The organism is Aquamicrobium sp., assembly GCF_023954335.1.
Taxonomy (GTDB): Bacteria; Pseudomonadota; Alphaproteobacteria; order Rhizobiales; family Rhizobiaceae; genus Aerobium.
The window spans coordinates 665,021-678,581 of record NZ_JAMLIE010000001.1; the positions used below are offsets into that span (position 1 = coordinate 665,021).

At 67.8% G+C, this 13,561-nt stretch carries 11 protein-coding genes; 10 read left to right on the forward strand and 1 reads right to left on the reverse strand.

All coding sequences use genetic code 11. The features are described from left to right. The first annotated feature begins 53 nt into the window (after positions 1-53). From M9945_RS03295 to M9945_RS03340, 10 genes are all read left to right on the forward strand, one after another. Complete coding sequence (locus tag M9945_RS03295) at positions 54-827, forward strand: enoyl-CoA hydratase (protein WP_367943391.1); 774 nt, start codon at positions 54-56, stop codon at positions 825-827. A 193-nt stretch (positions 828-1,020) separates the two neighbouring features. Beyond that, entirely contained in the window at positions 1,021-1,287 is a 267-nt protein-coding gene (gene rpsT, locus M9945_RS03300) for a 30S ribosomal protein S20 (RefSeq protein WP_367929759.1), read from the forward strand. 783 nt (positions 1,288-2,070) lie between these two features. Next, on the forward strand, positions 2,071-3,615 hold the full coding sequence (dnaA, locus tag M9945_RS03305; RefSeq protein ID WP_367929760.1) for a chromosomal replication initiator protein DnaA: 1,545 nt from the start codon (positions 2,071-2,073) through the stop codon (positions 3,613-3,615). Positions 3,616-3,807: 192 nt separating this feature from the next. Beyond that, complete coding sequence (gene dnaN, locus M9945_RS03310; RefSeq protein WP_367943392.1) at positions 3,808-4,926, forward strand: DNA polymerase III subunit beta; 1,119 nt, start codon at positions 3,808-3,810, stop codon at positions 4,924-4,926. A gap of 35 nt (positions 4,927-4,961) precedes the next feature. Next, a complete protein-coding gene (gene recF, locus M9945_RS03315) occupies positions 4,962-6,089 on the forward strand; it encodes a DNA replication/repair protein RecF (RefSeq protein WP_367943393.1) in 1,128 nt (375 codons plus the stop codon). Positions 6,090-6,131: 42 nt separating this feature from the next. After that, positions 6,132-6,902: a molybdopterin-synthase adenylyltransferase MoeB gene (moeB, locus tag M9945_RS03320; RefSeq protein WP_367943394.1), complete on the forward strand. Its 771-nt coding sequence runs from the start codon at positions 6,132-6,134 to the stop codon at positions 6,900-6,902. Between the two features lie 51 nt (positions 6,903-6,953). Further along, complete coding sequence (locus M9945_RS03325; RefSeq protein WP_367943395.1) at positions 6,954-8,276, forward strand: ActS/PrrB/RegB family redox-sensitive histidine kinase; 1,323 nt, start codon at positions 6,954-6,956, stop codon at positions 8,274-8,276. A gap of 70 nt (positions 8,277-8,346) precedes the next feature. Next, on the forward strand, positions 8,347-8,913 hold the full coding sequence (locus M9945_RS03330) for an ActR/PrrA/RegA family redox response regulator transcription factor (protein ID WP_367943396.1): 567 nt from the start codon (positions 8,347-8,349) through the stop codon (positions 8,911-8,913). A gap of 84 nt (positions 8,914-8,997) precedes the next feature. Continuing rightward, a complete protein-coding gene (locus M9945_RS03335; protein WP_367942948.1) occupies positions 8,998-9,954 on the forward strand; it encodes an IS481 family transposase in 957 nt (318 codons plus the stop codon). A gap of 598 nt (positions 9,955-10,552) precedes the next feature. After that, on the forward strand, positions 10,553-12,898 hold the full coding sequence (locus tag M9945_RS03340) for a transglycosylase domain-containing protein (protein ID WP_367943397.1): 2,346 nt from the start codon (positions 10,553-10,555) through the stop codon (positions 12,896-12,898). Between the two features lie 35 nt (positions 12,899-12,933). Here M9945_RS03340 and M9945_RS03345 read toward each other — a convergent pair whose 3' ends face one another. Further along, entirely contained in the window at positions 12,934-13,491 is a 558-nt protein-coding gene (locus M9945_RS03345; protein WP_367930497.1) for a PAS domain S-box protein, read from the reverse strand. Positions 13,492-13,561 lie beyond the last annotated feature (70 nt).

Genomic DNA, 13,561 nt, shown 5'->3' on the forward strand with positions numbered 1-13,561 from the left:
GCCCCCAACCCCACCCCGGGGACGCGCCGCCGGCAAAGAGAGGGAGAAGCACCATGGCCTACGAGACGATCCTTGTCGAAACCCGCGGCAAGGTCGGGCTGATCACGCTCAACCGCCCGCAGGCGCTCAACGCGCTGAACTCCGCCATCGAGCGCGACGTCGTCGCGGCGCTCCAGGCCTTCGAGGCGGACGAGGGCGTCGGCGCCATCGTCATCACCGGCTCGGAAAAGGCCTTCGCCGCCGGCGCCGACATCAAGGAGATGAGCGAAAAGTCCTATATCGACATGTATGCGGCAGATTTCTTCGCCGGATGGGACGCGCTCCTGCGCATCAGGAAGCCGATCGTCGCCGCCGTCTCCGGCTATGCGCTCGGCGGCGGCTGCGAGCTCGCCATGATGTGCGACTTCATCATCGCCGGCGACAACGCGAAGTTCGGCCAGCCCGAGATCACCCTCGGCGTCATGCCCGGCATGGGCGGCTCGCAGCGCCTGACCCGCTTCGTCGGCAAGGCCAAAGCCATGGACATGTGCCTGACGGGCCGCATGATGGACGCGGCCGAGGCCGAGCGCTCGGGCCTCGTCTCGCGGGTGGTGCCGGCGGCCGAGCTCATCGACGAGGCGCTGAAGGCGGCCGAGAAGATCGCCGGCTTCTCGCTGCCGGCGGTGATGATGATCAAGGAGGCGGTCAACCGCTCCTACGAGACGACGCTGACGGAAGGGCTGCGCTTCGAGCGGCGCGTGTTCCATTCCATGTTCGCGCTCGACGACCAGAAGGAGGGCATGGCGGCCTTCTCGGAGAAGCGGAAGCCGAATTTCCGCAACCGCTGAAACCGGGCCGCCGGAACGGCCTCAAAGAGTCGGGCACGAGGCGTTGACGGGCGCCGAAACCTTCTCTATAAGCCGGCCGCAACGAAGGTGGCCGTTCTGGCTGCCCCTTACGCGCTGCCCCCGGCCGGGCCTGCCCATGGCGGAAACGGCCGAAACGGCGCGACCACGCTGACATTTTTGAGAGAGAGGCATCATGGCCAATACGTCTTCGGCCAAAAAGGCAACGCGCAAGATCGCCCGCCGCACCGCGGTCAACAAGAACCGTCGTTCGCGCGTGCGCACTTTCGTGCGCAAGGTCGAGGAAGCCCTGGCCGCTGGCGATAAGGCTGCGGCCGAGGCCGCCTTCGCCGTTGCCCAGCCGGAGCTGGCGCGCGCCGCCTCCAGGGGTGTGCTGCACCGCAACACGGCCTCGCGCAAGGTGTCGCGGCTGGCCCAGCGGGTGAAGGCGCTCAACGCCTGATTTCGGCGCTTTCGCGCAAACCGTTTCCGTTCCGAAAACCCGGCGTGAAAACGCCGGGTTTTTATTTTGCCGGTCATTGGAATCTTTCTCGTTCCGGCTATGTCGTTGTTTCGTCGGCGAAGCTGGCCCGCGCGGCTTCTCCTGCCTCAGCCGGGTGAAATCGGTGCGGCAGGCGGACAATAAAAATCATTCTGTATCAATGACTTGGCGATGGTCGTTCCCGGGAGCGCCTTTGCGCGCCGTGGCGCCGGAGGCTGGCGCCATGTCAAGGGAATTTTGTCGCGGGCGGTCGTTTTTATTCGCGGTTGCTGAAACGGTTTGAATCAAAACGACTTATCGGCAGGCGGCTTTGCGACGGCCGCGAGTCAAGCTGATTCTTGTGCCCCAAACATGAAAAATTCCTTACCGCTCTATTGCCCAGCCGACAGCCAATTTTGTAGTGTCCATCCATCGAACGGGGCGGGCGTAAAGCCGGTCCGATCCAGCCAGACAGCGGCATCAGCGCGACGCGGGCAAAGCCTGCGGGGTAGCCGGATTGCGTACGTTCGACGAGAGGGACACGGCTCTACGGCTTGGCATTGCGACTTCGGGCGACAGTCCGGAGCGAGGGCCTGCGCGCGTGTGTCGAAGGCATGCAGCCCGATGCGGAAGGGGCGGCGGGAAGCAAGGAGAAGACGGCAGGCCGGGCGGGCCGGTGCGAGGAACGGCAACGAGAAAACGGGCAGGCGCCGCAGGCATGATGCCGCGCGGCGCGAAAGACCCGGCAGCAGACAGGGAAGCATAATGCAGAGCGGCATTGCGGCGCAGGTCGGCAGCGATTTGCGGATTTCAGATTGTCAATTTAACGAGGGAACGGAAATGTTGGCATCGACCGGGTCCGGCGCGAATTTCGAACGCGTCAAGGCGCAGCTCAAGGCCCGGCTTGGAAACGATGTCTATTCGAGCTGGTTCGGCCGCATGAAGCTGGCCGAGGCCTCGCGCGGCCTCATCCGGCTTTCCGTGCCGACGGCGTTCCTGCGCCAGTGGATCAACAGCCACTATCTCGACCTCATCACTGAGCTGTGGAAGCAGGGCGACCCGTCCGTGCTGAAGGTGGAGATCGTCGTGCGCTCGGCCGTGCGCGCCGCGCCCGCCGCCACCGACGAGGAACAGCCGCAGCCGCGCAAGGCCCAGCCGCGCCTTGCCCCCTCTGCCGCCGCCGCCGGCCTCGCCCGCGGCGAGAAGCCCGCCGCGCAGCGCGCGCCGGCGCCGGAGCAGCAGTCGTCGCGCCAGTCCGTGCTCGGCTCGCCGCTCGATGCGCGCTACACCTTCGAATCCTTCGTCGACGGCGCGTCCAACCGCGTCGCCTTCGCCGCCGCGCGCTCGGTCGCCGAATCCTCGGCAGGGGCGCTGCGCTTCAACCCGCTCTTCATTCATGCCTCGGTGGGGCTCGGCAAGACGCACCTGTTGCAGGCCATCGCCGCCGAGACCATCCAGCGCCGCCCGCAGGCCCGCGTCGTCTATTTGACGGCCGAATATTTCATGTGGCGCTTCGCCACCGCCATCCGCGACAATTACGCCCTTCACCTGAAGGAGCAGTTCCGCGACATCGACCTGCTCATCATCGACGACATGCAGTTCCTGCAAGGCAAGTCGATCCAGCACGAGTTCTGCCACCTGATCAACATGCTGCTCGACAGCGCCCGGCAGGTGGTCGTGGCGGCGGACCGCCCGCCTGCGGAGCTGGAATCGCTCGAGCCGCGCGTGCGCTCGCGCCTGAACGGCGGCGTCGCGCTGGAGATGGGCGCGCCCGACTTCGCCATGCGCCTGTCGATCCTCAAGCAGCGGCAGGCCGCCGCCGCGACCGAGGACGCATCCGCCGTCAACATTCCCGAGGAAATCCTCGCCCACATCGCCCAGGCCGTGACCGGCAGCGGCCGCGAGCTCGAAGGCGCGTTCAACCAGGTGCTGTTCCGCCAGTCCTTCGAGCCGGAGATGTCCGTCGCCTGGGTCGACGAGCTTCTGGGCAGCATGTACCGCACCGGCGAGCCGAAGCGCGTGCGCATCGAGGATATCCAGCGCATCGTCGCGCGCCACTACAACGTGTCGAAGACGGAGCTCCTGTCCAACCGGCGCACCCGCACCATCGTCAAGCCGCGGCAGGTGGCGATGTATCTCGCCAAGGTGATGACGCCGCGCTCGCTGCCCGAGATCGGCCGCCGTTTCGGCGGGCGCGACCACACCACGGTCCTCCATGCCGTGCGCAAGATCGAGGGGTTGTCCGGTTCCGACACGACGATGGCGCAGGAACTGGAGCTGCTGAAGCGGCTGATCAGCGACCAAGCCTGAAGTCCCGCGCGCATGAGCTGGTGAAAAGCCGGGTCAAGCCCGCGCGCAAACGCCGCGCGGGCTTGCCTTTGGGGCTGTTTTCCTGTCAGGTTCGTTCTCCATTCGCGTGCTCGCCGGGTCCGCCCGGCCAGGTCCGCCGGGCTGCCCGGGAGCGCGCCTAGCCGAAAATCTGCCTGCGGGATCTAGCGTGCCATGCGTGTCATTCTCGAACGCTCCAATCTCCTGAAGTCGCTGAACCACGTCCACCGCGTGGTCGAACGGCGCAACACGATCCCGATCCTGTCGAACGTGCTGCTGGCCGCGTCCGGAGCGAGCCTCGAGATGAAGGCGACCGACCTCGACCTCGAGGTGACGGAGGCGACCGCCGCCACCGTCGAGCAGGCGGGCGCGACGACCGTGCCGGCGCATCTTCTCTACGACATCGTGCGCAAGCTGCCCGACGGCGCCGAGGTGATGCTGAAGCTCGACGAGAGCGGCAATTTCGTCTCGGTCATCTCCGGGCGCTCGTCCTTCCGCCTGCAATGCCTGCCGCAGGCCGACTTCCCCGAGCTGTCGGCCGGCTCGTTCAGCCACATCTTCCGCCTCGAATCCGAGGCGCTGAAGGGGCTGATCGAGAAGACCCAGTTCGCGATCTCGACCGAGGAGACGCGCTATTATCTCAACGGCATCTTCCTGCACGCGCATGAGGAGGGCGGCAAGCTGCGCCTGCGCTCGGTGGCGACCGACGGCCACAGGCTGGCGCGCGCCGAGGTCGACGCGCCGGCGGGCTCGGAAGGCATGCCCGGCATCATCATCCCGCGCAAGACGGTCTCTGAGCTCCAGAAGCTGGTCGACGATCCGGACGTCGCGGTGACGACGGAACTCTCCGAGACCAAGATCCGCTTCACCATCGGCTCCGTGGTGCTGACCTCGAAGCTGATAGACGGCACCTTCCCCGATTACCAGCGCGTCATCCCGACCGGCAACGACAAGAAGCTCACCCTCGACCGGCAGAGCTTCGCCCAGGCGGTGGACCGCGTCTCCACCATCTCGTCGGAGCGCGGCCGCGCCGTCAAGCTCGCCATCGCCTCCGGCAGCGTGACGCTGACCGTCAACAACCCCGATTCCGGCAGCGCCACGGAAGAGATCGCCGCCGACTACGACGCCGACCCGATCGAGATCGGCTTCAACGCCAGGTATCTGCTCGACGTGGCGGCCCAGCTTTCCGGCAGCGAGGCGCTCTTCCTTCTCGCCGATGCCGGCTCGCCGACGCTGATCCAGGACACCGCCGACGCCGACGCGCTCTACGTGCTGATGCCGATGCGGGTCTAGGCCCGGAGGCGGCCGCGGCGGGATCGGGCCCCGAGATGCAAACCCATGTCGCGCGCCTGTCGCTGGCCGATTTCCGCAACTATTCCAGCCTCGCGCTCGATTTCGCGCCCGGCGCGGTGGTGCTGACCGGCGACAACGGTGCCGGCAAGACCAACCTTCTCGAAGCCATCTCCTTCCTGTCGCCGGGACGCGGCCTGCGCCGCGCCGTGCTTGAGGATGTCGCCCGCGCCGGCGCCACCGGCGGCTTCGCCGTCCATGCCCGGCTCGAAGGCGCGTTCGGCGAGGTCGAGATCGGCACCGGCACGTTCGGCGAGCCGGGCGAGGCCGCCGGGCGCAAGGTGCGGATCAACGGCGTCGCCGTCCGCTCGGCCGACGAGATGCTCGACTTTGTGCGCGTGATGTGGCTGACGCCGTCGATGGACGCGCTGTTCACCGGCCCGGCCGCCGAGCGCCGCCGATTCATCGACCGGCTGGTGCTGGCCATCGACCCGGCCCACGGCCGCCGCGCGCTCGACTACGAGAAGGCGATGCGCGGCCGCAACCGGCTGCTCGCCGACAATGTCCGCGACGACGCCTGGTTCGAGGCGATCGAGACGCAGATGGCCGAGACCGGCGCGGCCATCGCCGCCGCCCGAGTCGAGATCGTGCGGCTGCTCGGCGTGATGATCGAGCGCCTGCCCGGCGACGGCCCGTTCCCGCAGGCCGATGTCGCGCTTTCCGGCACGCTGGAGGAGATGCTGCCGGGCATGGCGGCGGTCGACGCCGAGGAGGCGTTCCGCCGCGCCCTCGCCGACAATCGCGGCCGCGACCGCGCCGCCGGCCGCACCCTCGACGGCCCGCACCGCTCCGACCTTCTCGTGCGCCATCGGCCGAAGGACATGGCGGCGGAGCTATGCTCGACCGGCGAGCAGAAGGCGCTGCTGACAGGGCTCGTCCTGTCGCATGCCCGGCTGGTGGCGGAACTGTCGGGCGCGGCGCCGATCCTGCTCCTCGACGAGATCGCCGCCCATCTCGACGCGGGCCGCCGCGCGGCGCTGTTCTCCATCCTCGACGATCTCGGCTGCCAGGCCTTCATGACCGGCACGGACCCCGAGCTTTTCTCCAGCATCCGGGGAACGGCGCAGTTCCTGACCGTGTCCGGCGGGCAGGTCACGCCCGGCTGACGCGCGCTGACAATTCCGCCGCGCCGGCCTATGCTCTGCGCCATGACTGAAGCGCTCTCCGAACCCGAGCTCGAACGCTACGCCCGCCATGTCGTGCTGCCGGAGATCGGCGGCGCGGGCCAGCAGAGGCTGAAGCGCGCCCGCGTCCTCGTCGTCGGGGCGGGCGGGCTCGGCGCGCCGGCTCTCGCCTATCTCGCGGCGGCCGGCGTCGGCACGCTCGGCATCGTCGACGACGACACGGTCGCGCTGTCCAACCTGCAACGGCAGATCATCCATGACACGGGCCACATCGGCCGACCGAAGGTGGAGAGCGCGACCGCAGCGATTCTCCGTATCAACCCGCATGTGACGGTGGAGACCCATGCCCTGCGGCTCGACACGGACAATGCCGGGGCGCTGGTCGCCGCCTACGACATCGTCGTCGACGGCACCGACAATTTCGCCGCCCGCTATGCGATGGCCGATGCCTGCGCCGCCGCGCGCCGGCCGCTCGTCGCCGCCGCCATCGGCCGCTTCGACGGCTCGGTGACGGTACTGAAGCCCTATGAGCGCGACGCGCAAGGCCGCCCGAACCCGTCGTTCCGCGACCTCTTTCCCGAGGCGCCGCCGCCCGGCCTCGTCCCGTCCTGCGCCGAGGCCGGGGTGGTCGGGGCGCTGGTCGGCGTCGTCGGCTCGCTGCAGGCGATGGAGACGATCAAGCTGATCGCCGGCATCGGCGAGCCGCTGGTCGGCCGCCTCCTGATGTATGACGGCCTCGGTGCGCGCTTCGAGACCGTGCGCTACGCGGCGCGGTCCGCGCGCGAAGGGCGCTGAAACCGGAAAACGACTTCACACTTTTCGCCGAATTGCTCTATAGCGCATTCCATGGATGCTAAACTGGGCCGGCCCGATCCGACGCGAATCCACCATCTGCGGCTGAACACGCTGATCCGCCTGCGCTGGCTGGCGATCATCGGCCAGAGCGCGACCGTGCTCTTCGTCGCCTACTGGCTCGAATTCCCGCTGCCGGTCTCGATGTGCTTCGCGCTGATCGCGGCCTCCGGATGGCTCAACCTCTTCCTCGCCTTCCGCTATCCGCCGACCCACCGCCTGCCGCCGGGCTTCGCCTTCGCCATCCTGCTGTTCGACGCCATCCAGCTCGTCGGCCTGCTCTACATGACCGGCGGCCTGACCAATCCGTTCTCGGTGCTGATGATCGTGCCGGTCGTCGTCTCGGCGACGTCGCTGCCGGCGCGGCTGACGCTCCTGCTGTGGCTCGCGGTCGTCGGGCTGGCGACGCTGCTTGCCTTCTTCCATTTGCCGCTGCCGTGGTTCCCGGGCACGGCGCTCGTCGTCCCCTTCGTCTACATCGCCGGCATGTGGATGGCGGTGTTCTCGACCATGACCTTCACCGCCTTCTACGCCTATCGCGTCGCCGAGGAGGCGCGGCTTCTCGCCACCGCGCTGTCGGCGACCGAGCTGATCCTGCAACGCGAGCAGCACCTTTCGGCGCTGGACGGGCTGGCGGCGGCGGCCGCGCACGAGCTCGGCACGCCGCTCGCCACCATCACCCTCGTCGCCAAGGAGATGGAGCGCGAGCTGTCAGAGGATTCGCGCTTCGCCGAGGACGTCACCCTCCTGCGCTCGCAGGCCGAGCGCTGCCGCGAGATCCTCAAGCGGCTGACCAGCCTTTCGGGCGAGGGCGAGGCGCACATGGCGCGCCTGCCCTTCACTTCGCTGATCGAGGAGGTGATCGCGCCGCACCGCAATTTCGGCATCGACATCGTGCTGGAGCCGGGCGAGCGGCAGGGGTCGGAGCCGGTCGGCCGGCGCAATCCGGGCGTCATTTACGGGCTCGGCAACTTGGTCGAGAACGCGGTCGATTTCGCCCGCGAGCGCGTCACGCTCGCATGGCGCTGGAACGACGCCCGCGTCGAGCTGACGCTCAGCGACGACGGGCCGGGCTATCCGCCAGAGATCGTCGACCGGATCGGCGAGCCCTATATGTCGAAGCGCACCGCGCGCGATGGCGGTGGCGGCGGTGGGCTGGGGCTCGGCCTGTTCATCGCCAAGACGCTGCTCGAGCGCTCGGGCGCGCAGGTCGCCTTCGGCAATGCCGGCGAGCCGGGCAAGGGCGCCATCGTCACCGTTTCGTGGCCGCGGCAGGCGTTCCTCGCCTCGGCGGGAGGGGGCGAGATCGCCTATTGACGGCCGGGGCGCTGGAAATCGCGGCGAATTCGCCTAAAAAGAAGATATCAGCAGCAGGATGAATCCAGGCATGACCGATGAAAAAGCCTTCGACCCGTCCGACGTTCTGGGCGAGGACCGCTCGCTTCTGCTTGTCGAGGACGACAGGCCGTTCCTGACCCGGCTGGCCCGCGCCATGGAAAGCCGCGGCTTTCAGGTCGATACGGCCGACAGCGTCGAGGAGGCGCTGGCCAAGGTGAAGGCCGGCGCGCCGGCCTATGCCGTGGTCGACATGCGGCTCGGCGACGGCAACGGCCTCGACGTGGTCGCCGCCATCCGCGAGAAGCGCGAGGACGCCCGCACCGTCATCCTGACCGGCTACGGCAACATCGCCACCGCCGTGACGGCGGTGAAGCTCGGCGCGGTTGACTATCTGTCGAAGCCCGCCGACGCCGACGACGTGTTCGCCGCGCTGACGCGCACCACCAACGACAAGGTCGCTCCGCCGGAAAACCCGATGTCGGCCGACCGCGTGCGCTGGGAGCATATCCAGCGCGTCTACGAGATGTGCGACCGCAACGTGTCGGAAACCGCCCGCCGGCTCAACATGCACCGCCGGACCTTGCAGCGCATCCTCGCCAAGCGCGCGCCGCGCTAGATGTGAGCTTTCGGGAGGTTGTCCATTCGGACCGGACCGGGGAGACTGGAGTTACCAAGCTTCAGCATCCACCGGAGGGTCCGAATGAACATCCACAAGAATGCCCGCCTGACGCCGTTGCGTCGAGAGGAGATGGCGCTGTCGGTGATTGAGGGGCGTCTTTCCCAAGCCCATGCGGCACGGACCTATGGCGTGTCGGCGAAGATCGTGGCGCGCTGGGTGGAGCGCTACAAGGCGGAAGGGCGGTCCGGCATGGGCGACCGATCCTCGCGGCCCGCCCATATGCCGCAGGCCACCGCGGCGTCGATCGCCGAGCGTATTGTGGTGCTGCGTCGGCTGCGCTGGACCGGCAAGCACATTGCCCATGAGGTTGGCGTCTCGCCGGCCACCGTCAGCCGGGTGCTCAGGCGCGCCGAGCTGTCGCGGCTCAAGGACATCGAGCCGGCCGCGCCGGTCAGGCGCTACGAACGTGCCCATCCCGGCGAGATGATCCATATCGACATCAAGAAACTCGGCCGGTTCGACCGCGTCGGCCATCGCATCACCGGCGATCGGCGCGGCCAGTCCAACAGTCGCGGCATCGGCTGGGAGTTCGTCCATGTCGCCATCGACGATGCCTCGCGCATCGCCTTCAGCCAGATCCTGCCCGACGAGAAGAAGCAAAGCGCCGTCGCCTTCCTCACGGCGGCAGTCGCCTACTACGCCAGCCTCGGAATCACCGTCACTCGCGTCATGACCGACAACGGCTCGTGCTATCGCTCGAAGGCTTTCGCGCGCGCTTGCCGCGAATTCGGCCTCAAGCACATCCGAACCAGGCCCTACACGCCGCGCACAAACGGCAAGGCCGAGCGCTTCATCCAGACCGCCTTGCGCGAGTGGGCCTATGCCGTGGCCTATCCGACATCACGCCACCGTGCCGCTGAACTGCCGATCTGGCTCCACCGCTACAATTGGCATCGCCCGCATGGCAGCCTAAAGTCCAAACCACCAATCAGTCGCCTCCATCTAACCGGCGACAACCTCTTGAGGCTCCACAGCTAGAGCATGTCTCAATAGCCTGAAGCGCAAGGAGCGAATCTGAAAGATCGCGACGCGCTTCAGGCCGGTTCGCCGCCGCCGCTATCAGTCCTGCCACAAAAAGAAGACCCCGCCCTTCTTTGCGGAAGGAGCGGGGTTTGTTGCCTGAGTGATGCTTCATAGCATTGTTGCCCGGTTGGTCAACAGTCCGTCAATGTATGGTGAACGAAGGGTAAGCGCCGCCCGCCAGAGACCGGCTTTGGAGGCGAGACAGAAATAACCATTTGAAATCAAAGGGTATCTACGGCTCCATTCCTTAGGTGACCTTGTCGGATGGAAGGGAACATGCCGTCCGACCAGCGGGTCTGGCCCAATGGCTGGGGTCGGCATTGCCATACCCGGCAGTCGGCGGTCTCGTGTCCGGAGCGGCTGGCCGGCGGGCTTCGGCCGAATCGGCAAGCCTGTCGTGGCGGCCGGACCCCGCCTCTTGTGCGGTCTTGCCCCGCATCTCGTCTGCCGAAACCGTATTTGCCGACAATTCGAATTAACACCCCTTTAAAACGCCCGAATTAGCCTGCAACGCGATCCGCGACTCTCCTCGAACCCGGAAAACGCGCAACGCATGGCGAGCCGCAAACGCACAGGACGCATAGAGCCGAGCTTCGACGGCTTCTCCGGCCACGAGGCGCAGGACGGCTTTCGCCTCAGCGCCGACGACCGGGTGATGCCGCCGTCGCGCAAGGCGGCGAAGGGCCATGCCGGCAAGGCGCAAGGAGGCAGGGCGCGCCGCGCCGAGCCAGAACTGGGCCCGGCCAAACGCTCCGCCGCTCCGGCGCGTGCTGGCGGGCGCGGCAGACGAGGGCGCAAGCGGGCCCGTGGCGGCGGCGTCTTCGCCTTCATGCGCCGCTCGGTCTACTGGGCGATGGTGCTGGCGCTGTGGGCCGGCATCGCCGGCGCCGGGCTGGTGGCCTATTACGGGGCGCAGATGCCGGCGGCCACGACATGGGCCGTGCCCGACCGGCCGCCCAACGTGCGCATCGTCGACGTCAACAGCCAGCTCGTCGCCAATCGTGGCATGACCGGCGGCGAGGCGGTCGGCCTGCACGAGATGTCGCCCTTCATCCCGCAGGCGGTGATCGCCATCGAGGACCGGCGCTTCCATTCGCATTTCGGCGTCGACCCCATCGGCCTCACCCGCGCCATGGTCTCAAACGTCCTCGATCGCCGCGTCAGCCAGGGCGGCTCGACGCTGACCCAGCAGCTCGCCAAGAACCTGTTCCTCAAGCCCGAGCGCACCATCGAGCGCAAGGTGCAGGAGGTGCTGATGGCGCTGTGGCTGGAGCGCACCCACACCAAGGACCAGATCCTCGAGATGTATCTGAACCGGGTCTATTTCGGCTCGGGTTCCTACGGCGTCGAGGCCGCCTCGCGGCGCTATTTCGGAAAGTCCGCGCGCGACGTTTCGCTCTCCGAGGCCGCGCTGCTCGCCGGGTTGCTGAAAGCGCCGTCGCGGCTGTCGCCGGCGCGCGACCCCAAGGCGGCCGAGAACCGCGCCCAGATCGTCCTCGCCGCCATGCGCGACCAGGGCATGATCGGCGACAGCCAGCTCGCCGCCGCGATCTCGACCCCGGCCGTGCGCGCCGCCGCCTACTGGACCGGCTCCGAGCACTACCTCGCCGACCGGGTGATGGAGGAGCTGCCGCAGCTGATCGGCGAGGTGCGGTCCGACCTCGTGGTCGAGACCACGGTCGACCTCGTGCTCCAGACCTTCGCCGAGGCCTCGATCCGCCGGCTGATCGACGCCGAGGGCAAGAAGCACAATGTCAGCCAGGGCGCGCTCGTCTCCATCGACGCGTCTGGCGCGGTGCGCGCCATGGTCGGCGGCTACGACTACGCCACCAGCCAGTTCGACCGCGCCTCCGAGGCGCGCCGCCAGCCCGGCTCGGCCTTCAAGCCGTTCGTGTTCATGGCGGCGATGGAGAACGGCATGTCGCCCGACACGGTGCTGAACGACGCGCCGATCAAGATCGGCAAATGGGCGCCGAAGAACTACAACGACAAATATTACGGCCGCGTCTCGCTGACGACGGCGCTGGCGCGTTCGCTGAACTCGGTCGCGGTGCAGCTGGCGCAGGCGGTCGGGCCGGCGGCGATCGTCGAGACGGCGTGGCGCATGGGCATCGAATCGAACCTCGAGCCCAACCTTTCCATCGCCCTCGGCACGTCCGAGGTGACGCCGCTCGAGCTGACCGCCGCCTATGTGCCCTTCGCCAATGGCGGCTTCCGCCCCGACATCCATTTCGTCAAGCGCATCCGCAATGTGAAGGGCGAGGTGCTCTACGAGCATCGCGGCGCGTCCGGCCCGCGCATCGCGCGCCCCGAAGTGATCGGCGCCATGAACACGATGATGGCGCAGACGATCTCGGACGGCACCGCCCGGCGCGCCGCCTTCGGCTGGCCCGCCGCCGGCAAGACCGGCACCTCGCAGAACGCGCGCGACGCCTGGTTCGTCGGCTACACCGCGAATTTAACCACCGGCGTCTGGTTCGGCAACGACAACGGCGCGCCGACCAAGAACATCACCGGCGGCTCGCTGCCCGCCGCCGCCTGGAACGAGTTCATGGCCGCCGCCCATGAGGGCGTGCCGGTGGCGGCGCTGCCCGGCGGCTGGAGCAGCGGCGGGAACCAGGGCCTCATCGGCCGGATCGGCGACATCCTGCGCAACGAGCCGAACGAGACCGCGGCCGCCCCGCAGGCATCCGCCCCCCGGCCTGTGCCGCAGGCGGCAACCGCCCGCCCGTCCGCGCCGCAGGCAGCGCCCCAAGCCGCTCCGCCGGCCCCGCCCGCGCCTGTCGGGGATCGCACCGCTTCGATCCGGCGGCCCGTCCCGAAAGCCGACGTCGGACCCGCGACGCAACGGCCCGAACGGCAGCCCGGCTCGATCATGGACATCATTCTCGGCAACTGAACGGAAATGAGCCCGTCGCTCTTCCTGACCCGCGCTCAGCCCGGCATCGACGACAGGTGCGACAGGAGCTCGGCGACGTTCGATGCGCCGCATTTCTTGAGCAGCCGCGCCCGGTAGGCCTCGACGGTGCGCGGCGAGATCGACAGCATGCGGCCGATCTCCTTCGAGGTGCGGCCTTCGCCGAGATGCATGACGATCTGGCGCTCGCGGGTCGAGAGGTCGAGAATGGGGCGCGTCTGCGACAGGTCGGCGAAGCTCCACACCGCCCGGCGCAGCGGGTCGTCGTCGCGGGTCAGCGAGTGGCCGCGCACCCGGCACCAGAACAGCGACCCGTCCTTGCGCGCCATGATGCGCTCGTCGGAATAGCGGTTGTTCTTCCTGAGCGGTTCGACGCCGACGTCGCGGATGCGCACGAACTCCTCGAAGGACGGGTAGAGGATGGCGAAGGACCGGTCCTCCAGCTCCTTGACCTCGTAGCCGAACATCTCGGCGAAGCGCGGATTGCAGGCGCGGATGACCCGGCTTTCGGTCACGACGAGACCGACGGGCGCATGTTCGAAGGCGAGAAGGTGAAGATCGTCTTTGGTCGTCATGATCGGTATTTTTACGATGCCTGGACTGGTATTTATACGATATTGCGGGTGGGTGTCTTCCTCTTCGATA